The organism is Candidatus Epulonipiscium viviparus, from assembly GCF_000171335.1.
Classification (GTDB): domain Bacteria; phylum Bacillota; class Clostridia; order Lachnospirales; family Cellulosilyticaceae; genus Epulonipiscioides; species Epulonipiscioides viviparus.
Window position 1 is genome coordinate 51,800 of the sequence record NZ_ABEQ01000003.3, and the last position, 22,073, is coordinate 73,872.

19 protein-coding genes and 1 rRNA gene are annotated in these 22,073 nt (G+C 36.1%); 16 read left to right on the forward strand and 4 right to left on the reverse strand.

Annotated elements, in window-relative coordinates:
• The first annotated feature begins 59 nt into the window (after positions 1-59).
• Together EPU_RS00915 and truA are read left to right on the forward strand one after the other, a co-directional pair.
• Positions 60-851: an energy-coupling factor transporter transmembrane component T family protein gene (locus tag EPU_RS00915; protein WP_010165881.1), complete on the forward strand. Its 792-nt coding sequence runs from the start codon at positions 60-62 to the stop codon at positions 849-851.
• Between the two features lie 25 nt (positions 852-876).
• Positions 877-1,638, forward strand: coding sequence for a tRNA pseudouridine(38-40) synthase TruA (gene truA, locus EPU_RS00920; protein WP_330360207.1), 762 nt, complete (start codon positions 877-879; stop codon positions 1,636-1,638).
• Here truA and EPU_RS00925 read toward each other — a convergent pair.
• The 3 genes from EPU_RS00925 to spoIIAA are packed head-to-tail and all read right to left on the reverse strand — an operon-like array spanning position 1,635 to position 3,204.
• Positions 1,635-2,384 carry a SigB/SigF/SigG family RNA polymerase sigma factor gene (locus tag EPU_RS00925; RefSeq protein WP_010165884.1) on the reverse strand — a complete coding sequence of 250 codons (750 nt, stop codon included), beginning with the start codon at positions 2,382-2,384 and terminating at the stop codon, positions 1,635-1,637. The two genes, truA and EPU_RS00925, sit on opposite strands and share 4 nt — an antisense overlap.
• Before the next feature lie 27 nt (positions 2,385-2,411).
• On the reverse strand, positions 2,412-2,849 hold the full coding sequence (gene spoIIAB, locus EPU_RS00930; protein WP_010165886.1) for an anti-sigma F factor: 438 nt from the start codon (positions 2,847-2,849) through the stop codon (positions 2,412-2,414).
• A 13-nt stretch (positions 2,850-2,862) separates the two neighbouring features.
• Positions 2,863-3,204 carry an anti-sigma F factor antagonist gene (gene spoIIAA, locus EPU_RS00935; protein ID WP_010165888.1) on the reverse strand — a complete coding sequence of 114 codons (342 nt, stop codon included), beginning with the start codon at positions 3,202-3,204 and terminating at the stop codon, positions 2,863-2,865.
• Positions 3,205-3,490: 286 nt separating this feature from the next.
• On the opposite strand from spoIIAA, the gene EPU_RS11045 reads away from it, so the two are divergent.
• The 12 genes from EPU_RS11045 (at position 3,491) to guaA (ending at position 18,706) form a co-directional block, all read left to right on the forward strand.
• Positions 3,491-4,822 (forward strand): S1C family serine protease, encoded by a 1,332-nt coding sequence (locus EPU_RS11045; protein WP_010165890.1) that lies wholly within the window; start codon positions 3,491-3,493, stop codon positions 4,820-4,822.
• Positions 4,823-4,981: 159 nt separating this feature from the next.
• Entirely contained in the window at positions 4,982-11,137 is a 6,156-nt protein-coding gene (locus EPU_RS14620) for an ATPase, T2SS/T4P/T4SS family (RefSeq protein WP_010165893.1), read from the forward strand.
• A 3-nt stretch (positions 11,138-11,140) separates the two neighbouring features.
• The gene (locus tag EPU_RS00950) at positions 11,141-12,166 is read left to right on the forward strand and encodes a type II secretion system F family protein (RefSeq protein ID WP_010165895.1); all 1,026 of its coding nucleotides are present in this window, start codon (positions 11,141-11,143) and stop codon (positions 12,164-12,166) included.
• 15 nt (positions 12,167-12,181) lie between these two features.
• Positions 12,182-12,646: a type II secretion system protein gene (locus EPU_RS12490; RefSeq protein ID WP_010165896.1), complete on the forward strand. Its 465-nt coding sequence runs from the start codon at positions 12,182-12,184 to the stop codon at positions 12,644-12,646.
• The gene (locus EPU_RS00960; protein ID WP_010165898.1) at positions 12,639-13,136 is read left to right on the forward strand and encodes a PulJ/GspJ family protein; all 498 of its coding nucleotides are present in this window, start codon (positions 12,639-12,641) and stop codon (positions 13,134-13,136) included. Before EPU_RS12490 ends, EPU_RS00960 begins: the two co-directional genes overlap by 8 nt.
• Complete coding sequence (locus EPU_RS00965) at positions 13,111-13,743, forward strand: hypothetical protein (protein ID WP_029487753.1); 633 nt, start codon at positions 13,111-13,113, stop codon at positions 13,741-13,743. Before EPU_RS00960 ends, EPU_RS00965 begins: the two co-directional genes overlap by 26 nt.
• Positions 13,718-14,161, forward strand: coding sequence for a hypothetical protein (locus EPU_RS00970; RefSeq protein WP_010165902.1), 444 nt, complete (start codon positions 13,718-13,720; stop codon positions 14,159-14,161). The genes EPU_RS00965 and EPU_RS00970 overlap by 26 nt, the downstream gene beginning before the upstream one ends.
• Positions 14,148-14,663, forward strand: a complete 516-nt coding sequence (locus tag EPU_RS00975) for a hypothetical protein (RefSeq protein ID WP_010165904.1) — start codon at positions 14,148-14,150, stop codon at positions 14,661-14,663. The genes EPU_RS00970 and EPU_RS00975 overlap by 14 nt, the downstream gene beginning before the upstream one ends.
• Positions 14,664-14,679: 16 nt before the next feature.
• Positions 14,680-15,198, forward strand: a complete 519-nt coding sequence (locus EPU_RS00980; protein ID WP_010165907.1) for a YqeG family HAD IIIA-type phosphatase — start codon at positions 14,680-14,682, stop codon at positions 15,196-15,198.
• A complete protein-coding gene (locus tag EPU_RS00985) occupies positions 15,188-15,592 on the forward strand; it encodes a prepilin-type N-terminal cleavage/methylation domain-containing protein (RefSeq protein ID WP_010165909.1) in 405 nt (134 codons plus the stop codon). The genes EPU_RS00980 and EPU_RS00985 overlap by 11 nt, the downstream gene beginning before the upstream one ends.
• A 99-nt stretch (positions 15,593-15,691) precedes the next feature.
• Entirely contained in the window at positions 15,692-17,152 is a 1,461-nt protein-coding gene (gene guaB / locus EPU_RS00990; protein ID WP_010165911.1) for an IMP dehydrogenase, read from the forward strand.
• A 12-nt stretch (positions 17,153-17,164) separates the two neighbouring features.
• Positions 17,165-18,706 (forward strand): glutamine-hydrolyzing GMP synthase, encoded by a 1,542-nt coding sequence (gene guaA, locus EPU_RS00995; protein WP_010165913.1) that lies wholly within the window; start codon positions 17,165-17,167, stop codon positions 18,704-18,706.
• Between the two features lie 57 nt (positions 18,707-18,763).
• Here the strand turns inward: guaA and EPU_RS01000 are convergent, their stop codons facing one another.
• Complete coding sequence (locus EPU_RS01000; protein WP_010165915.1) at positions 18,764-19,630, reverse strand: LysR family transcriptional regulator; 867 nt, start codon at positions 19,628-19,630, stop codon at positions 18,764-18,766.
• 316 nt (positions 19,631-19,946) lie between these two features.
• On the opposite strand from EPU_RS01000, the gene EPU_RS01005 reads away from it, so the two are divergent.
• Together EPU_RS01005 and EPU_RS13790 are read left to right on the forward strand one after the other, a co-directional pair.
• On the forward strand, positions 19,947-21,248 hold the full coding sequence (locus EPU_RS01005) for a CitMHS family transporter (protein WP_010165917.1): 1,302 nt from the start codon (positions 19,947-19,949) through the stop codon (positions 21,246-21,248).
• Between the two features lie 608 nt (positions 21,249-21,856).
• Positions 21,857-22,073: ribosomal RNA gene (locus EPU_RS13790) — 16S ribosomal RNA — on the forward strand; the annotation flags it as partial.

Here is a 22,073-nt window from a genome sequence, read left to right on the forward strand (position 1 = left end):
TTGTGCTTTTTTTTGTTATAATGTGCATAAGAAAAAAATATATAGTAGGAGGCGTAACAATGGTTCGTGATATCACAATAGGACAATTTTATCCAGTGCAATCAGCAATCCATTCACTTGACCCTCGAACAAAAATTATAATGGTATTTATCTATATTGCGGCAGTATTTATGGTGGATACCTTTTGGGGGTATGGATTTATACTGGTGGGATTGTTTTTAACTGTTAAAGCTAGTAATGTGCCAATGAAATATTTGCTTAAAGGTTTAAAAGGAATTATGATCTTTTTGATGTTTTCGGTAATTTTGAATGTGTTTTTTGTTGGAGGCGAAACGCTGTTATTTCAGTGGGGCTTTGTAAAAATATATAAAGAAGGAATTTTGATGGCGATACAAATGGGTCTTCGATTAATATTGTTGGTAGTTGGTTCATCAGTATTAACATTAACGACATCGCCAATTAGATTAACAGATGGAATAGAGAGCTTGTTGAGTCCGTTTAAAAAAATTGGTGTACCAGCCCATGAAATTGCTATGATGATGAGTATTGCATTAAGATTTATTCCAATTTTGCTAGAAGAAACAGACAAGATAATGAAAGCGCAAACAGCAAGGGGGGCAGAGTTTGACAAAGGAAATATTATAAAAAGAGCGAAAGCATATATTCCGATATTGGTGCCATTATTTATTTCTGCATTTACGAGAGCAGATGAGCTAGCGATGGCGATGGAGGCTCGTTGCTACCATGGAGGAGCGGGCAGAACAAAGCTAAATCCTCTGAGATATCAAAGATCTGATGGAATAGCGATTGTGGCGACACTGATATTTGGAGTACTCTGCTGGTTGCTATAAAATATAAATGAAAATGGTGAGTGTATTGAATAAAAAATTTATTGTGGCCTACAAAGGCACCCGTTATAATGGATTTGCAAGGCAGGCGGGCGACAAAGTTGTAGGCTCGGGCATTCAAACTATATCAGCGGAGCTGGAGCTAGCAATCGAAAAAATTACGCAACAGCAAGTGAGAATAGTGGGTGCCGGTCGCACTGATGCGGGCGTTCATGCATTGGCTCAGGTGTGTATAGCAAATATAGATACGCAAATTGGTAACTCGGGGTTGTTGCTTGCTTTAAACAATAAGTTGCCAGTTGATATTGTAATAAAGTCTATTGAAGATGCCGAAGAAGGATTTCATCCAACTTTTTCTGGAAAGCGTAAAATGTATAGGTATCAAATTTTGAATACAACAGTGTCCTGTCCATTTGTCGCAGAATTTGTATATCACTTTCCTCATAAATTGGATGTTGAAGAAATGAAGGTAGCTGCATYAGAGCTGGTGGGAACACACGATTTTAGAGCCTTTTGTGCAGCAAAGTCGAATGTTCTAAAAAAGGGGTCATCTACGGTGCGTACAATTTTTGATATTGTGGTGGCGAGGGGAGATGATGAGATTATAAAAATCGATGTTACAGGAGATGGATTTTTATATAATATGGTGAGAATTATAGCAGGAACTTTGATAGATAAGGGGCTAGGGAGAGGAATGCCTATAGCAAAAATCTTGGAAATGCGAGAAAGAAAAAATGCAGGCAAAACTGCACCTGCATCGGGACTCACTATGATTGGAGTAGAATATTAATTATTGCCGATAGACTGGCGAAGTTTTTCTAGAACACGTTTTTCGATTCGAGAAATTTGGACTTGAGAAACTCCCAGTCTATTTGCTATTTCTAATTGTGTTAAATCTTCAAAATATCTGTAGTTAACAATTTGTCGTTCAACACTAGATAGCGTTTTAATTATTTCTTTTAGATATATATTTTCAAAAATATTCTTTTGCTCATCGGGAGATTGATCTATTTTTTCGGCAAGAGTAATAGTAGCACTGCTGTTGGGATTTACGACAGCATTGAGAGATTCAACCTCCATATTTGCCTCGAGTGATACTGCAATTTCTTCGCATGGTACATTTAGAATATCGGAGATTTCTTTGAGAGTAGGCTCACGATTTTCTTGTCTTTGAAAATCTTCTTTTACATTACGAGCCTTAGATGCTAGATCCTTGAGGCTTCGACTTACTTTAATAAGACCGTCATCTCTTAGAAAACGTTTGATTTCTCCAACAATCATTGGTACGGCATAAGTAGAAAATGCAACAGGATATTTTAGATCAAACTTCTCAATGCTTTTTAAAAGCCCAATGCTACCAACTTGAAATAAATCGTCTAAGTCATAGCCACGATTTGTAAAACGTTTTACAAGACTCCAAACAAGTCCTAAGTTTTGCTCAACAAGTAATTCTTTGGCACTAATGTCGCCACCTTGTGCTTTCAAGATGAGAAGCCTTGTTTTTTCCATTTGTTCATTGGTTGTTTGAGTATCCATTTTCTACCTCCGTTCTTCTTATGGTCTCTACTTTTGAACAGTCATATGTAGAGTGACTGTTGTACCGACATCTACTTTTGACGAAATTTCTACTGCGTCCATGATTGTTTCCATAACAGTGAAGCCAAGACCGGCACGTTCAGCATCTTCAGATGTTGTAAACATGGCTTGACGTGCTTGATCAATATTAGTTATTCCGGCTCCGGTATCAGTAACTGTTATAGTAATATCAAAATGAGTTTGAGATTCTTGATATGAGCAAGTTAGTTGAACTAATTGGTGAGGATCATTTTTGTAGCCATGAAGAATAGCATTAGTGACAGCTTCGGAAACTGCCATTTTGATATCATATAATTCTTCCATATTGAGATCTAAGGAAGATAAAAAAGCTCCGATTGTTGCTCGTACAAAAGAAGTATTTCTACTAATACTTTGAAAATTCATGTCTAGGTAGTTTGTAGTCATTTTACCCTCCTTATTATCTTTGAAGATGATTAAGAGCCTTCTCTTCATCGTCAAATTTATTCATTAGTTTGTATATTCCAGAAATGTTTAAAATTTTGTCAATCTCCTTTGGAACCCTAACAAGCGCAACACGGCCACCACTAATAGTTACATTTCTAAAACGACCCATCAAAAGTCCAACGCCAGAACTGTCCATAAAGGTAACGTTTTCAAAATTAAATATTATATTACTAATTCGAGATGAATCATATAATTTGTCAATTTCGCTTCTAATACCGGTAGAGGTGTGATGATCGATTTCACCGTCTAAATTTATAAATAAAGTATTTTTATTAATTTGAGCTTCAAGGCACATGTGTTGCAACCTCCATTGTATAATTTTGTTTGTCATTAGAATTATAAACTAGTTTCCATTAAATGTCAAACAATTTTGATAAATTTCGTATAATTTGTCAATTTCGTAAAAAAAGTAAAAGATTTTGCGATATAAATAGCTTGCCCATAAAATTAAGAATAACAATATACAAATGTTGGATAAATTGTAAATGTTGTGAATAAACATATTAAGTCAACATATGATTTTCACATTTTTTGGATATACTTTGTATTATAAAACAAGAGATAGAGTGGGAGGAATTTTAATGATAAACAATGATGATAGTAATAATCAACATAACTTAAATAATAATGATGATAATATATTTTTAGATGATAACGATACAAATAATAAAAGCAACAATAATAATGGAATGGGGTTTTTAAAATTTGTTGCAGGCATGGTAGTGGTTAGCATTGTGGGTGGAGGCGTTGCAGGAGGTTCATATGCTTTTTTGAATGATTACTTAACGCAACAAAGTCTTGTAGACGCCAAAATAGCGGGRCCAATTAAAACTGTGGATATTATAGAACCAAAACTAACCCCTGTTGTTGCAGCAATGACGGCTCCGAATACTATTACGCAAATAGCAGAAAATGTAGGACCGTCTATTGTTTCTATTATTAATAATCAGTCTGTAACCAATTGGATTATGGAATATCAGGCTTCGGGGCTGGGCTCTGGAGTAATTTTTAAAGAGGATGACGAAAAAATTTATATTATCACCAATGCTCATGTGGTCGAAGGGGCAGAGACGCTGACTGTAACATTTATAGGAAATGAAAAGGTGAGCGCAGAAGTAGTAGGTATGGATTCGTTAACTGATGTTGCCGTGATTTCGGTAGATAAAAAAGAGGTACCGGTGGAGTTGATAAATAAAATATCAATTGCGCCGCTGGGAGATAGCGATCAGATACGTGTTGGAGATCTGGCGATCGCGATTGGAACGCCATTGGACGAGGCATATAATAATACGGTAACGGCGGGAATAATAAGTGCCATAAATCGAACAATAGATGTAAGTGCAGAAAGTGAAATGAGATTGATCCAAACTGATGCTGCAATAAATCCGGGAAATAGCGGAGGTGCGTTGATTGGGCCTTCGGGAGAGGTAATAGGAATCAATACGATTAAATTGGTGGATGATAAAGTAGAAGGAATGGGATTTGCAATACCGATTAACGATGTAAAGATAATAGTAGATGAGCTAGTAGAACATGGACGAATTATTAGGCCATCGTTAGGAATAACTGGTGCAACGATGACGCAGGATATTGCGCAATTTGAGATACCGGTGGGAGTATATGTAGCGAGCGTTGTACCTGGAAGTGCGGCAGATATTGGAGGAATGAAGCAACATGATATAATCTTAGAATTTGATGGTGTAAAAATTACTAGTATAGAAGAATTGAGAGAGTTATTAAAAGGCAAAGAAGTTGGAGATCAAGTGGTGGTGAGATTGTCAAGATCTGGAGAAAGTATGGATCTAAACTTGACATTAACAGAAGTAGAGCAGCCTGCAATAACAGAAGAAATGCCTCAGCCAGAAAAGAAAGAAATACCAGTTCCGAATCAAATTTTTCCGTTTGGATGGTAATAAAAATAGAGAACTGTCACCCCGGCATAAGTTGGAGTGGCAGTTTTTTTAATGTGCAAAAAAAAATAATAAATTTTTGAATAAACTGTATAAAAAAATTTTTTATAGGCGATACTCTTATACAAAACATGTGATATTAAATAGATAGGAGGAAAAGATATGTATTGGAAAGAGAACGCAACTAAGGAAAGAACAAAAACTTCTGTAGTAAAAACTGCAATGGCAAAGATAGCGGCAATAGCAAAAACTATAGTAGCAAAAACTATGACAAAAAAAACTGCGACACTAAAAATTGAAGCACCAAAAACAGAGGAGGTAATAACAAAAGAAGAGGCAATAATGGAAGCGGCAACAGTAGAAGAGGCAACAGTAGAAGAGGCAATAATGGAAGCGGCAACAGTAGAAGCGGCAATAATGGAAGCGGCAACAGTAGAAGCGGCAATGACAGAAGCGGCAATGACAGAAGCGGCAATGACAGAAGCGGCAATGACAGAAGCGGCAATGACAGAAGCGGCAATAGCAGAAACGGCAATAGCAGATGTGGCAAAAACAGAAGCGGCAATACTAGAAGAGGCAATAGCAGAAACTGCAATAACAGAGGAGGCAATAACAGAGATGGCAATAGCAGGAGTGACTCAAAAAACGAAGGAGACAACAATAGAAGAGGCAATAATAAAAGCGGAAACAATAAAAGCGGCAAAAATTGAAGCGGCAATAACAAATACGGCAATAATCGAAGCGGCAATAACAGGTACGGTAAAAACAGATGCGGCAAAAATAAATGCGATCATAACAAAAGCGGCAAAAATTGATGCGAAAATAATAGAAGCGACAAAAATTGAAGCGGCAATAGCAGATACGGCAATAATCGAAGCGGCAATAATAAAAGCGGCAAAAATAAATGCGGCAGTAATAAAAGCGGCAATAACAAAAGTGGCAAAAACAGATGCGGCAAAAATTGAAGTGGCAATAATGGAAGCGGCACTAACAGAATTGACAATACTAAAAAAGTCAATGACAGATGAGGCAATAACAGAAGCGGCAATAAAAAAAGCGGAAATAATTGAAGAGGCAATGACAAAAACGGCAATAATAAAAGCGGCAATAACAAAAGCGACAAAAATTGAAGCGACAATAATAAAAGCGGCAATAACAAAAGCGTCAAAAATTGATGAGTCAATAATAGAAGCTTCAAAAATTGAAGCGGTAAAAACAGATACGACAACAATAAAAGCGGCAATAATAAAAGCGGCAAGAACAAATGCGGCAATAATAAAATCGGCAATAACAGAAGTGACAAAAGCAGATGTGGCAAAAATTGAAGCGACAATAATGGAAGCGGCAACAGTAGAAGCGGAAATAATAAAAGCGGCAATGACAGAAGAGGCAATAATGGAAGCGGCAACAGTAGAAGCGGCAATAGCAGAAGTGGAAATAGTAGAAGCAGCAACTGAAATGGCAATAACAGAAGCGGAAAAAACAGAAGCGGAAAGAATTAAAAAAGAAGAGGCAATGATGAAAGCGGCATTAGCAGAAGTGGCAAAAATAGAAGCGGCAATAGCTGAAGCGGCAACTAAAATGGCAAAAGCAGAAGTGGCAAAAATAGATGCGGCAAAAGCAGAAGCGGCAAAAATAGAAGCGGAAAGAATTAAAAAAGAAGAGGCAATGATGAAAGCGGCATTAGCTGAAGTGGCAAAAATAGAAGCGGCAATGGCTGAAGCGGCAACTAAAATGGCAAAAGCAGAAGTGGCAAAAATAGATGCGGCAAAAATAGAAGCGGAAAGAATAGAAGCGGAAAGAATTAAAAAAGAAGAGGCAATGATGAGAGCGGCAAAAATAGATGCGGCAATGATGAAAGCGGCATTAAAAAAAGCGGCAAAAGCAGAAATGGCAAAAATAGAAGCGGCAAAAAAAGAAGCGGCAAAAAAAGAAGCGGAAAGAATTAAAAAAGAAGCGGCAATAGCTGAAGCGGCAATAGCTGAAGCGGCAATAGCTGAAGCGGAAACTGAAATGGCAATAACAGAAGTGGCACCAAAAACAAAAGCGGCAAAAAATGCGGCAAAAGATGCGGCAAAAAATGCGGCAACAATGAGAGAGGCAATAAGAAGAGCGGTCCAAGATGCGGCGGCAATAATGAATGCGGCAACAATAGAAGTAGGAAAAACTGATGCGGCAATAATGAATCTGGTAAAAACAGATGCGTCATTAAGAAAAGCGGTCCAAAATGCGGCGGAAATAATGAATGCGGCAAAAACTGATGCGGCAATAGAAGAAGCGACAATAGAAGAAGCGGCAATAGAAGAAGCGGCAATAGAAGAAGCGGCAATAGAAGAAGTGGCAATAGAAGAAGCGGCAATAGAAGAAGCGGCAATAGAAGAAGTGGCAATAGAAGAAGTGGCAATAGAAGAAGCGGCAATAGAAGAAGCGGCAATAGAAGAAGCGGCAATAGAAGAAGTGGCAATAGAAGAAGCTGCAATAGAAGAAGCTGCCAAAATTGAAGCGGCAATAGAAGAAGCGACAATAATAAAAGCGGCCAAAATTGAAGCGGCAATAACAGAAACGACAATAATAGAAGCGGCAATAATGAAAGCGACAAAAACAGATGCGGTAAAAATAAAAGCGGCAATAACAGATGCGACAAAAATAGAAGCGACAAAAATTGAAGCGACAAAAATTGAAGCGGCAAAAATTGAAGCGGCAAAAATAAAAGCGGCAAAAATAAAAGCGGCAATAACAGAAGTGGCAATAACAGATGCGGCAAAAATTGAAGCGGCAATAATAGAAGCGGCAACAGAAGAAGCGGAAATAATAAAAGCGGCAATAACAGAAGTGGCAATAACAGAAGTGGCAATAAAAAAAGAGGCAATGAAAAAAGCGGCAATAGAAGAAACGGAAATGATTGATTCGGCAATAATAGAGGAGGCAATACTTGATGCGGCAATAAAAAAAGCGGCAATAAAAAAAGCGGAAATAATAGAAGCAGCAATAACAGATACGGCAATACTAGAAGCGGTAATAATAAATGCGGCAAAAATTAATGCGGTAAAAATAAAAGCGGCAATAATAAAAGCGGAAAAAACTGATGTGGCAGTACTAGAAATGGCAATACTTGATGTGGGAATGTTAGATGCGACAATAATGAATGCGGCAAAAGCTAATGCGGCAGTAATAAAAGCGGCAATAACAGAAGCGGCAATAAAAGATGCGGAAATAATAGAAGCGGCAATACTTGATGCGGCAATAGAAGAAGCGACAATAATAAAAGCGGCAATAACCGAAGCGACAATAACAGAAGTGGCAATAACTGAAGTGGCAATAGCTGAAGCGGCAAAAACAGATGCGGAAATAATTGAAGCGGCAACTGAAGTGGCAATAGCTGAAGCGGCAAAAACAGATGCGGAAATAATTGAAGCGGCAACTGAAGTGGCAATAGCTGAAGCGGCAAAAACAGATGCGGAAATAATTGAAGCGGCAACTGAAGTGGCAATAGCTGAAGCGGCAAAAACAGATGCGGAAATAATTGAAGCGGCAACTGAAGCGGCAATAGCTGATGCGGCAAAAACAGATGCGGAAATAATTGAAGCGGCAACTGAAGTGGCAATAGCTGATGCGGCAAAAACAGATGCGGAAATAATTGAAGCGGCAATAGCTGAAGCGGCAAAAACAGATGCGGAAATAATTGAAGCGGCAACTGAAGTGGCAATAGCTGAAGCGGCAAAAACAGATGCGGAAATAATTGAAGCGGCAACTGAAGTGGCAATAGCTGAAGCGGCAAAAACAGATGCGGAAATAATTGAAGCGGCAACTGAAGTGGCAATAGCTGAAGCGGCAAAAACAGATGCGGAAATAATTGAAGCGGCAACTGAAGTGGCAATAGCTGAAGCGGCAAAAACAGATGCGGAAATAATTGAAGCGGCAACTGAAGTGGCAATAGCTGAAGCGGCAAAAACAGATGCGGAAATAATTGAAGCGGCAACTGAAGTGGCAATAGCTGAAGCGGCAAAAACAGATGCGGAAATAATTGAAGCGGCAACTGAAGTGGCAATAGCTGATGCGGCAAAAACAGATGCGAAAATAATTGAAGCGGCAACTGAAATGGCAATAGCTGATGCGGCAAAAACAGATGCGGAAATAATTGAAGCGGCAACTGAAGTGGCAATAGCTGATGCGGCAAAAACAGATGCGGAAATAATTGAAGCGGCAACTGAAGTGGCAATAGCTGAAGCGGCAAAAACAGATGCGGAAATAATTGAAGCGGCAACTGAAGCGGCAATAGCTGATGCGGCAAAAACAGATGCGGAAATAATTGAAGCGGCAACTGAAGTGGCAATAGCTGATGCGGCAAAAACAGATGCGGAAATAATTGAAGCGGCAACTGAAGTGGCAATAGCTGATGCGGCAAAAACAGATGCGGAAATAATTGAAGCGGCAACTGAAATGGCAATAGCTGATGCGGCAAAAACAGATGCGGAAATAATTGAAGCGGCAACTGAAGTGGCAATAGCTGATGCGGCAAAAACAGATGCGGAAATAACTGAAGCGGCAACTGAAATGGCAATAGCTGATGCGGCAAAAACAGATGCGGAAATAATAGAAGCGGTGATAACTGAAGCGGCAACTGAAATGGCAATAACAGAAGTGGCAATAGCTGATGCGGCAATACTAGAAGCGGAAATATTAGAAACGGCACTAGAAGAAGTGACAATAACAGAAGCGGCATCAAAAACTGAGGTACCAAAATTTGAAGTGGCAATTGAGGAGGCAACTGAGGAAACAATTGCAGCAGTTGCGATGGAAGAGAAATTATTGAAAATGTATGGTTGCATAGATGATGAGGATTTATTGCAGATTAAGCAAGAATACTACAAAGTTGATGGAGTCACTTTTGATGAAACTTTTAAATTTGATATTGAAACAGAGCCGATAGTAACAGCCTATTGTATAAGTAATAGAATAATTCCAACATATCAAGATGACGATCTCTTAGAAATTGCAATGGACAATCCGCTGATTTTAGAAAAAATTGTAACATTAAAATTGATAGCGCATAGAAGAGTGAGGGTGCAAGTGGCAACAGTAAACTCGATAGAAATTGCGTATAAAAAAATGAATGAATTTTATAAAAGCAACTCGCAGATAGTGGACTTGGTGGATACGGAGAAAGATGAAGTTGGCGAGGATTTGTTTACGTTAGATAGCAATGGCGAATTGGAAACTGATACTACAATTAAATCGGTAATTCAAAGTGTGATAGATAAAGCAATTGTAGAGAATGCTTCGGATATTCATATGGAAGTGATGAGAGAAAATGTCTTAATACGATTCAGGATTGATGGAAGATTGCAAGATATCAAGAATCTTAGTAGAGGAATATCGAAGGAATTAGTGAATGCAGTAAAGACGTTTTCCAATATGGATATTACTAACAATAAAGAGACGCAGGACGGATATTTAAGCTATCAAAATTATGATATTAGAGTGAATACGCTACCTAGTATTAATGGCGAGAAAATTGTTATGAGATTGAGGAAAAATGAAGATGCAGTAATTTCATTGATGGACGTGGGATTTTCAAAAGAAGATTTAAAATATGTAAACTCTTTGTTAAAGATTAAATCTGGGATGGTAATAGTAACAGGACCAACTGGTAGTGGAAAAAGTACAACGCTGGCGAGTTTTTTGCAAGAACTGAATTCAGAGTATGTAAATATAGTATCTATTGAAGATCCCGTAGAAATTATTATAGAGGGAATAACTCAGGTCAACATCAACGACAGAGGTGGCTTTGGATTTGAGCAGGCGTTAAAAGGAATTTTACGACAAGATATAGATGTGTTGATGATTGGTGAGTTAAGAGATAAAAGTACAGCAGAGATAGCCACAAGGGCGGCATTGACCGGGCATACGATTTTATCGACATTGCATACGGAAAATTCAACAGGTGCTATATATAGGATGACAGACATGGACATTTCGCCGGTGATGATTAAAGAGACTGTAAAAGGAGTAATTGCCCAGCGACTGCTGCGAAAGCTTTGTTTGCATTGCAAAAAAATGGAAGGAAAGTATTTTGTTGCAGTAGGTTGTGAAGAGTGTGGATATACGGGATATAAGGGACGAACGGCAATATTTGAAATTTTGATACCCAAAGTACATTTAGCAAATATGGACTATACGCAAGGAAACCTATATATGTTTGCAAAGGAAAATGGATTGGTTACGTTGGGAGAAAAGGCAATGATGTTAGTGGAGAGGGGATTGACTTCTATCGAAGAAGCGAAAAACATATTGGGAAACTTTGAAGAAGGTATTTAGGTTATGTCGAAAGAAAATATGTTGATTTTTTTTGAGGCAATGTATGCGCTAAATAGAAGTGGAATCAACTTATATGAAACATTAATTTTAATAAAACAGACTAATCCTCGAAAAGAGATTCAGCAATTAGCAAATATTATTATCAATGAAATTATGAAAGGGAATACAATATCTGAAGCATTGGCAAAAATATCATATATGCCAGCATTTATAGTAGGAGCATTGAAGGCTGGAGAAGCAAGTGGAAGGCTGGAAAATACACTAAAGATAGTGGTTGATCAATTGCAGATGGATGTTGAGATGACAAAGAAGATCAAGCAGGTGACATTGTATCCTAAATTTGTAGTTATAACGATGGTAGTCGCATTGTTTATTTGTGCTAAATTTATTTTCCCAACCTTTGCCACAATGTTTGGAAACCAGGAAGCTGAATTGCCAGTAGTAACAAAAATATTTATAGCAGTAACAAACTTTGTGGATGAAAATTATTTATTGTTGGGCTTGGTTATATGCGCTTTGATCGCAGCAGGAGTGGCTATAAAAAATTGGACATATGGAAGAAAATTGGCAGAAAGAGCAACGCTGAAGATGCCGAAAATTTCTCTGCTATATAAATTGAGTAAGAATAAGGATATGGCTAATTATATGGGACTGTTGATTACTTCGGGAGTGAACCTGGGAGATGCAGTAGAGATTTATAGAAAGAGCACCAGCAGTTCGATGATGAATGAAGTTTTGATACAAAGCAATAGAAATATGGTTCAGGGAAAATTTTTGAGTGATACATTGAAATCTAGTCCAATAATTATTCCATATTTATTGGAAATTATAAAAATTGGAGAAAAGAGCGGAGAATTAGGTATATCTTTATTACGAATGGGGAAATATTTAGAAAGAAATTATGAAGTTGAGTTGCGAAAAGCGATTGCGATAATTGAACCCAGTATAACAATAGTGATGGGTTTGCTTGTTGCAGTGATGGTAGCAGCAATTATGTTGCCAATGCTTAATTTAGTAACCACGTTTTAAATAGGAGAATAAAGTATGAAACTTTTAAAAAATAATAGAGGATTTACATTAATAGAAGTTGTTATAGTTATGGCAATTATTGGAGTAATATCCACAATGGTGGCACCACAGGTTGTTGAACAATTTAATTTGATAGCATTAAAATCTGATATTCAAGCAGCGCAGAGTGTGGAAAATGCCATAGAAATGTATAATGTAAATCATGCAGATATAGATGAAGAAAACTGGACGACAGCATATGATCAGCTTATAGACAAGGAATATTTAGATGCAAAAGATTTTAAGATAGTGGATGAGGAAAACGGTGGTAAAACAACAAAATTAGAATTGAGATTGGATGGAAATGAATTAATATATTCAATAGATGAGGGGGTTCAGGTGCGGGTTAATAAAGAGGCGTATCAAGATTTAGAAGATAAGCTAGATGATAATATGAAGAAATGGGCAGTGTTTGAATTGTCGGCAGGAGAGGATGAATAATAAGGGGTTTACATTGATTGAATGTGTAATTAGTTTCGCATTGCTGAGCATTATTTTGATAGTAGCATCTAAATATATAAAAATTGCGTTTAATTATTATGAACAAGTGATACAAGAAGATAAAGCATATGCCAATGCAGAAATAGTCTATGATTTTATTTCGGAGAGAGTACACCATATGTCTAATGTAGAAATAGGATTTGAAGATACTATAGAAACGAATGAGATTATCTTGAGAGGTAATTTTACAGATTTAGTAGACGAAGATGGGGAATGGAAGTATGGACATATTGGTATAGGTCCCAAGGCGATTCAATATTCGCAATATAGGTCGAGTGTAGCATATTGTGACGTATTGGGAATATCAAAGGCAGCGAATTCGGGGTTAATTACGATAAAGTATACAGTGAAAGGATTAGAGGATGTATTTGTTATAAATTTGGATTTGGAGGATAGAGGCGTAAATGCACAAAGTGTGGATAGCGCATAATGCAGTAGACATTGAAAAAAGGAGATTCAAGACACTGCATGAAGCATTAGAGTTTTTAAAAAAGGGTAATGTAGAAGTTATTTTAAAGGGAGAAAATGTAGTATATAAGGTAGTTGATGTATATGCAGATACAATATTTCATGTTAAAAATCAGATTAAAGAAAACATATGCCAATATATAGGCAGTGATAGATATGAAGTAACGTGTAAGATYATAGAATTTGACAGAGTAACTAAGCTATATAAAGTAGGACTGATTGCAGTAGAAAAAAATAARATAGCCAAAATTCAAGAAGAGTTTGATGCATTTACGGATATAAAGCTGAAAAAAATTGTGACAGCAGATAAATATTTGATAGTAGAGAAAGACGCTAAAGCTGAAGTAATATTTGATAATGAAAATTGCTATGGTGTATACAAAGGCAAAGTTATGTATTCTAAGAGTATCGAATATTTAGCAGAAGTAGAATACTTTATTAAGGCATTTAGCTATAGCACAAGAAAGGTGGTATCGAAGTTAAAGGTAACGCAAGATGTGCTTCTTGATGTAAAATCATTTGCACATATGGGAGTGGAAGTGTGTGAACAACGTAAAGTTATCCGATAGAGGAGGCACTTTTATAGAAGTAATAATGACCGCAACCATGATTATGTGTATTATAGGAGTGTTTTTACAGGTAATGAGCTCGAGTATAAAGATAAATAACGACTCGAGGTGGATGGTGAGGCAAAATAAAGCATTGTTTGAATTTGCAAAAGTTATATCCGAAATAAGAATTACTGCAGAAACATCGCAGGAAGAGTTTGCAGAAATAGTGTTACCGAGAAACTCCGATGCTTTTAACTACCATATGATAATAGACGGAAAATTGTTGACAACAGGAAATCCAGAAGGAATAGATGAATGGGCAGAACATATTGAGGTAAAATCAGATGTTTCCTTTACGATACCGTATTCATTTATAGTGTTAGCAGTGACAGATAAAAATGATGAAAACGAGGCAGTCTGCGTTGCATATTACTAATAGAGGATCGATATTAATTTTTGTAGTTATATTCGGGGCAATATTTGGAATACTAGTTAATGCAATAAATATAATAGATAACAGAAATCTGACAAATGCAGGATCAGTAGATATTAATGACAAATATTGGATGGAGGCACATCTATCATTGATGCGAGATTTAGTGATAGGAGAGATAAATGCTAAGCTAGCAAATGTGCAAGAACAGTTTAGTGAATTAACAGAATTAGATATATATCGTACTTGTCGGGGGTGTGCTAATAAATCTGTTGAGATAGTCTATAAAGGAGAGAATGGGTTTATAGTTGAGGTAAGCTTTGATCTGAGATATATTAGTGATAAAGTAGAAAAATATTCTGGAATGGTGTTAATGGTAAATGCAAAGAAAAAATTTACTTTGAATCCATATAAAACTGTAAGACAAATAGCAGAAAAGTTATATTTAGATATAGATTATGAAAATGAAACTGTGTATGTGCAAACAAGATTTGATCAATATTAGAGAGGGAGAAATGCTTATGAAAATATTTTTTCCAAATGAGTATGTAAACTCGATATATGAAATAGATTATGAAGAATTGCTGAAAAAAGGAATAGCAGGATTAGTTTTTGATATTGATAATACGTTGGTGCCATATTTTATAGAGACTCCATCAGAAGAGATAATGACGTTGATGAAGTATTTGGTAGAAAAAGGGTTTAAGTTGACGTTGGTTTCTAATAATAACAAAAAGAGAGTGGAATTATTTGCAGAGGGATTGGATAAAGGTTTGCAGGTGAGAGCGTTTCATAAGTCTAAGAAGCCACGTAGTGTAAATTTGAAAAAAGCTGCAGAGCATATGAAACTAGAGCAATGTAAAGTGGCGTTAATTGGAGATCAAGTATTTACAGATGTATTGGGCGGAAATAGAACAGGTTTGTATACGATTTTGGTAAAACCAGTTAGCGAAAAAGATGAGCTGAGCACCAAATTTAAAAGAGGAGTAGAAAGTTTGGTTATTAAACAATATTTAAAGTACTTGGAAAATGCTAAATAATAAAGGTTTTACATTAATAGAAGTGATAATAGTTGCAACAATAATGTGTAGTATAGTAGTGGTGATGCAATATCCAAGCAAGTACCTAAGAGACATAGAGCATAGAGTTTTTGTGGATACTGTCTATAGCGAAATATTGGGTATAAAAGAATTAGCAAACCAAGGAGAGCAGAAGTTATTGATTAATACTGTAGATGGTAGTGATAAAATCAGTATTGGGAATAAGCAAATAAGCATTCCAAATCATGTAGAAGTGTTTATGAGTAGAAATGCGTTGTATTTTGGTAATGATGCGTCGGATGTAAAGTCGGGGACGATAACAATTAGATATAACAATAAACAAACACGCATAACATTAACTCCAGTTATAGGAAAGGTAAATATTTATAGATAATAAGGACAGCGACTTTTGTTAGAATGAGAATAAATGTCTATGACTAATGAAAGAAGTGTGATATAATATTGAAAACTTTTTAAGGAGGCAATTAACTAGATGATTACATCAAAGATTATTAAAGAAGGATTAACATTTGATGATATATTGTTAATTCCAGCGTATTCAACAATTCTTCCAAAAGATGTGGATTTAAAAACAAAACTTACCAGAACGATCACAATTAATGTTCCATTTTTGAGTGCAGGAATGGATACGGTAACAGAGTCGACAATGGCTATTGCACTGGCAAGACAAGGTGGCATCGGGATAATTCACAAAAATATGTCTATTAGGGCGCAGCAAGAAGAAGTGGATAAAGTTAAGCGCTCTGAAAATGGAGTAATTAAAAATCCGTTCTCGCTTTCTAAGGATCATTATGTCTATGAAGCAAATGCATTGATGGCAAAGTTTAGAATATCTGGAGTGCCAATCACCGAAGATGGTAAGTTGGTTGGAATATTGACTAATCGTGATTTGAGATTTGAAACCAATTATGAAAAGAAAATAAGTGAAGTCATGACCAGCAAAGACTTGGTAACAGCTAGAGAAGGAACAACTCTAGAGCAAGCAAAAGAAATATTGTCTAGACACAGAATAGAAAAATTGCCGATTGTGGACGAGAAAAACAATTTGAAAGGTTTAATTACAATTAAGGATATTGAGAAAAATATTCGATTTCCGTATGCGGCAAAGGATGACCATGGCAGATTGTTGGTGGGGGCGGCAGTTGGAGTAACAGATGATGTGATGTATAGAGTGGCAGCCTTAGATAGTGTAAGCGTGGATGTAATAACTGTTGATACAGCGCATGGACATTCACTGGGAGTTATTGATACAGTAAAAAATATAAAGAAAGCATATCCGAATTTGCAAGTGATAGCAGGTAATGTTGCAACGTATAGTGCAACGAAAGCATTGATAGACGCAGGAGCCGATGCTATTAAAGTGGGAATTGGACCAGGATCTATTTGTACAACAAGAGTTGTATCAGGAGTAGGTGTGCCACAAATCACTGCTATAGAAGATTGTGCAAACGCTGCRATGGGGACGGGTGTGCCTATTATTGCAGATGGTGGAATCAAGTTTTCGGGAGATGTTGTTAAGGCCATTGGAATGGGGGCAGATGCTTGCATGATGGGATCGATGCTAGCAGGATGTGAAGAAAGCCCTGGAGAAATGGAGTTATTTCAAGGTCGTAAATATAAAGTATATCGAGGGATGGGGTCTATTGCTGCCATGGAGCAAGGGAGCAAGGATAGATACTTTCAATCGGATGCAAAAAAACTTGTACCAGAAGGTGTAGAAGGGCGAGTTCCATATAAGGGAGAAGTGGCAGATACTATATTTCAGATGATCGGTGGATTGCGAGCTGGAATGGGCTATGCAGGTGCTAGAACTATACAGGAATTGAAAGAGACTGCAAGATTTACGAAAATTACGAGTGCCGGATTAAAAGAAAGTCATCCTCATGACATTCAAATTACTAAAGAATCGCCAAATTATAGTATTCATTCGTAAAAAGGAGTTGTCATGAAAAATGAAGTTATAGTTGTCCTTGATTTTGGAGGACAATACAATCAATTAATTGCGAGAAGAATTAGAGAAGCTGGTGTGTATTGTGAAGTGCATCCTTATGATATGCCACTGGAAAAATTGAAAGCGCTTGCACCAAAAGGACTAATATTTACTGGAGGGCCTAATAGTATATATGCCGCAGATGCCGCAATTTGTGATAAAGCTATATTTGAAATGGGAGTTCCTATTTTGGGAATATGCTATGGGGCACAGTTGATTGCGCATATGCTAGGCGGAGTAGTTGCAAAAGCAAAGACTAGTGAGTATGGGAGAACTGCGATTTCGTTAAATGCGAATAGCAAATTATTTGAAAGCTTAAATGGGGAGACCATTTGCTGGATGAGCCATACAGATGCTGTCAAAGAGGTGCCAGCAGGATTTAATATTACAGCGGAATCTGTAGATTGCCCCATTGCTGCGTTTGAGAATGCTGCGAGCAAAGTTTATGCAGTACAATTTCATCCAGAAGTAGCTCATACTGAAAATGGTGAAATGATGTTAAATAATTTTGCAAGAGTAGTATGCGGATGTGCGGGAGATTGGCAAATGGCTGACTTTGCAAAGGAGCAGATAGAAGCAATAAGAGCTAAAGTAGGTGCAGGCAAGGCGCTATTGGCACTATCTGGTGGAGTTGACTCTTCAGTTGCGGCAATGATTTTATCGAAAGCTATTGGAAAAGGATTAACTTGCGTATTTGTGGATCATGGACTGCTTAGAAAAAATGAAGGCGATGAAGTAGAAGCAATATTTGCGGACAAGAATAAATTAGACTTGAATTTTATTCGGGTAGATGCTAGCAAAAGGTTTTATGCAAAGCTGGCAGGTGTGACAGATCCAGAAGCAAAGCGAAAAATTATTGGTGAAGAGTTTATTAGAGTGTTTGAAGAAGAGGCAAAAAAAATTGGTGCAGTAGATTTTTTTGTGCAAGGCACGATTTACCCAGATATAATAGAAAGTGGGTTGAATAAGTCCGCAGTGATAAAATCGCATCATAATGTTGGAGGGCTTCCTGACTATGTTGATTTCAAAGAAATTATAGAGCCATTGAGGTTGTTGTTTAAAGATGAAGTGAGAAAAGTTGGAATAGAGCTTGGTCTTGATTCAAAATTAGTAAATAGACAACCGTTTCCGGGGCCAGGATTAGGTATTAGAATTATTGGTGAAGTAACAGCGGAAAAAATTCGAATAGTCCAAGATGCTGATGCGATATATAGAGAGGAAATTGCTTTTGCAGGGTTGGATGAGCAAATTGGGCAATATTTTGCTGCACTTACAAACATGAAAAGTGTAGGAGTAATGGGAGATTCTAGAACCTACGATTATGCGGTAGTGCTTAGAGCCGTAGAAACAAGTGATTTTATGACAGCAAAGAGTGTTAAAATACCGTGGGAAGTGTTAGAAAAAGTGACCACTAGAATTGTGAATGAAGTTGGAGGTGTCAATCGAGTATTATATGATTTGACAGGAAAGCCACCTGCAACAATAGAATTAGAGTAAATTTTGAAGTCTCGTAACCCAATTATAAGGGATGCGAGATTTTTTGATGTCATTATATTAGTTTTGTTTATAGTCCTTAACTATATTGATGAATGCTTCTACTTGTGGAAGTGACCTATAGTTATCATTGTACATAAGATAAGTTGAGCGCATAAARGGGTCTCCGTTAGAAAATTGTAATGGAACAATAAAACCATGAAAAGAACTGAGACAAATTTTAGGGACAATAGTCCAACCTAATTTACGATTTACCATTGCAACACAAGTTTCAATATTATCAACAAAAATACTGGGGGAAGTAATGCGTATATTATGTTCGTTCATCCATTGAGTGAGTTGGCGTTCAAAAATGGCATCAGTTTTTCGGTATATGTATGGGATCTTATTGTGACTAAGATCGGCAAGTGTAAATGGCTCTATTGCAATAGCACAAACAGGCTCTCTGTCTAGTAGTAATTTATTGTCATTCCAGGGATATTCTCCACGAATAATAGCAGCATCAAGACTGCTGTCCAGCATACGTAAATAGAGAGTTCTGCTTTGATCTGTTGTAATGTGAGTATTTACGTGTGGATATTGTTGATAATAAGAAGTTAATATAGAAGATAAATGATATTTGGGATAATTAATGGCAACGCCAATATTAAGTTTACCGTATATATAACTTTTCTTGGCATTTAATGAAGAGCGCATCTTAGATAATACATGCATAATCTCTTTGGTATGCTGTAAAACAATTTCTCCTGGTGGTGTAAAGCGAATTCCTTGTTTTGATCGCAGCAGTAGTGAAACATCTAATTCTTTTTCAATTGCTACAATTCTTTTTGATAAAGTAGACTGAGTGACAAATAATATATCAGCAGCATATGTAATATTTCGTGTTGCATCTAAGGTTAATAGCATTTCATAATCTTTTTCATTCATGTTTTTTCTCCTTGTATTAAAGTTTATTGAAAATTTACAAAATATTAAATATAAAATCGTTTAGTATACACATATATATTTTTAAAAATGCGTTAGCAACGTTCCAGTAAGGAATAGTATTGAAAATTTAAATAAATTATAGAAGCTTTTATTTGATGATATTATACAATAGAAATATAAAAAAATAAAGCAAATTAAACATTCTGAAAAAGAATGGATAAACAGTAAAATTATGAATTTAACAAACGGATAAAAATAGTGTTTAATATATGAGTAACAAAATATACAGAAAAAATAGATTAAGGAGGTTTTATAAATGAGCTTAGCGATTATTGGATTTGTATTAATGATTATATTGATGTATGTTTTAATTAGGGAAAAGTTATCTCCAATTATAGCATTTATTATATTACCATTAATAGCAGCTATAGTAGCAGGATTTGGAATTACAGAAATAGCAGGGTTTATTGAAACGGGAATGGAGACAATGTTATCAACAGTTATTTTGTTTGCCTTTTCAATTTCCTATTTTTCATTGATGTCAGAGGTTGGGTTATTTGATCCAATTATTAATTTTTTAGTAAAGAAAACTGGAAAAAACATGTTTACTATATTTATGGCAATTGTTATGGTTACATTTGTAGCGCATTTAGATGGATCAGGGGCAACAACATTTTTAATTGTAGTGCCAGCATTTTTGCCAATTTGTAAAAAATATGGAATTAGACCACAGGCATTACTTGGAGCTATGATGGGGGCATTTGCAACTATGAATATTTTGCCTTGGGGAGGACCAACCATGAGGGCAGCGACAGTGGCCAATGTGGAAACAGGCGATTTATATTCATTTATGATTCCAGCTGTAATAGTAATTATACTTATTGCATTTTGCATTGCGTATGTTGTATATTTAATTGAAAAGAAAAATGGCGCTGGTATTATAGCTGAAGGTAGTGATTCTTTTGAAGACAATGCAGTTGCTGAAAAAACAAATAGAAATCAAAACATATATTGGTTTAATTTAATTTTAACAGCAGTTATGTTAATTTTATTATTTATGGATTTAGCATTTCCATTGTATGCGATATTTATGATTGCTTTTGCAATTGCACTAGTTGTGAATTTTCCAAATGTAAAAGATCAATCAAAGAAAATAAAACTATATGGTACAAATGCAATGGTGATGTGTATGACATTGTTTGCAGTGGGTGTATTTATGGGTGTTATTAGTGGATCAGGAATGGTAGAAGCGATGGCTACTGCGATTGTAAATATACTTCCAGCGGGGATTGCACCTCACATGCACTGGTTCATGGCATTATTTTCAGTACCACTTATGATGATGTTGGGAACAGATGCTTTTTACTATGCATTATTACCTATCATTATTGGAGTAGTAGAGCCATTTGGCGTATCACCAGAAGTGGTGGCAGCGACATTCTTGTTAACAGCAACATTTGGTACATTTGTGAGTCCATCCGTTGCGGCAGTATATGTTGGGTTAGGCCTTGCAGAAGTGTCAATTGGTGATCATATTAAATATTCTTTGAGATTAGTTTGGCCAGTAAGTATTTTAGTGCTTATTTTATCTACAATAATAGGTGTTATCAAATTCTAAATGTGTATGATATATAGAAAAGATATGTCTTTTATTATATTTTTCAAATGAGTAAATGGACGATATGGATAAAATAGATATCGATCAAAAATTATAAATACAATTAAGAGAAGAAATTATTGTGATGACAACAGAGTTAAATATAAAAATATTAAATTGACTAGGTTGCTTACATAATCAAAAAATAATAGTTAAATGGTTTGATTATCCCGTATTCTCTGAGTGAGAATATGGGATTTTTTTTGAGATATAAAAAAAAAATTAGCATAAAATATGTTTTTATAAAAAATAATCAGCTAAATAAAGATATGAGATAGGATTTTTTTATTAAAAAAAATTTGCACTATTATAAGGAAGAAAAACCTATGAAATAAGTTTTTTTTAAAAAAAGATGAAAAAATTAAAAAAAAGGGTTGACTTATTTACTATTATAGTGCATAATAGGACAAGTCAAGAGCAACACAATATATCAAAAAGCAACAGCATATGATATAAAATGACAAAACAGCAAATAAGTTGAATATTGAAAATAAAATAGTATCAAGAACTAGATCAGTCGATTCATTTAAGAATCAGTACTAAAAGTAATGTCAGATGACAAACTTTCTTTAACCGAGAGTTTGATCCTGGCTCAGGATGAACGCTGGCGGCGTGCTTAACACATGCAAGTCGAACGGACTTGAGAGCTTGCTCTTAAGTTAGTGGCGGACGGGTGAGTAACACGTGGGTAACCTGCCCTATAGAATGGAATAACGTTTGGAAACAGACGCTAATACCATATAACCTAATTACGTCGCATGACTTGGTTAGCAAAGATTTTATCGC

What these genes read in the sequence shown, in the direction of transcription:
- EPU_RS00915 (WP_010165881.1), top strand. Translation starts at nt 60, where the DNA reads ATGGTTCGTGATATCACAATAGGACAATTTTATCCAGTGCAATCAGCA.
- EPU_RS00960 (WP_010165898.1), top strand. Translation starts at nt 12,639, where the DNA reads ATGAATAATAAGGGGTTTACATTGATTGAATGTGTAATTAGTTTCGCA.
- EPU_RS00925 (WP_010165884.1), bottom strand. Translation starts at nt 2,384, where the DNA reads ATGGATACTCAAACAACCAATGAACAAATGGAAAAAACAAGGCTTCTC.
- spoIIAB (WP_010165886.1), bottom strand. Translation starts at nt 2,849, where the DNA reads ATGACTACAAACTACCTAGACATGAATTTTCAAAGTATTAGTAGAAAT.
- EPU_RS00950 (WP_010165895.1), top strand. Translation starts at nt 11,141, where the DNA reads ATGTCGAAAGAAAATATGTTGATTTTTTTTGAGGCAATGTATGCGCTA.
- EPU_RS12490 (WP_010165896.1), top strand. Translation starts at nt 12,182, where the DNA reads ATGAAACTTTTAAAAAATAATAGAGGATTTACATTAATAGAAGTTGTT.
- guaA (WP_010165913.1), top strand. Translation starts at nt 17,165, where the DNA reads ATGAAAAATGAAGTTATAGTTGTCCTTGATTTTGGAGGACAATACAAT.
- spoIIAA (WP_010165888.1), bottom strand. Translation starts at nt 3,204, where the DNA reads ATGTGCCTTGAAGCTCAAATTAATAAAAATACTTTATTTATAAATTTA.
- EPU_RS00985 (WP_010165909.1), top strand. Translation starts at nt 15,188, where the DNA reads ATGCTAAATAATAAAGGTTTTACATTAATAGAAGTGATAATAGTTGCA.
- EPU_RS00980 (WP_010165907.1), top strand. Translation starts at nt 14,680, where the DNA reads ATGAAAATATTTTTTCCAAATGAGTATGTAAACTCGATATATGAAATA.
- EPU_RS14620 (WP_010165893.1), top strand. Translation starts at nt 4,982, where the DNA reads ATGTATTGGAAAGAGAACGCAACTAAGGAAAGAACAAAAACTTCTGTA.
- EPU_RS01005 (WP_010165917.1), top strand. Translation starts at nt 19,947, where the DNA reads ATGAGCTTAGCGATTATTGGATTTGTATTAATGATTATATTGATGTAT.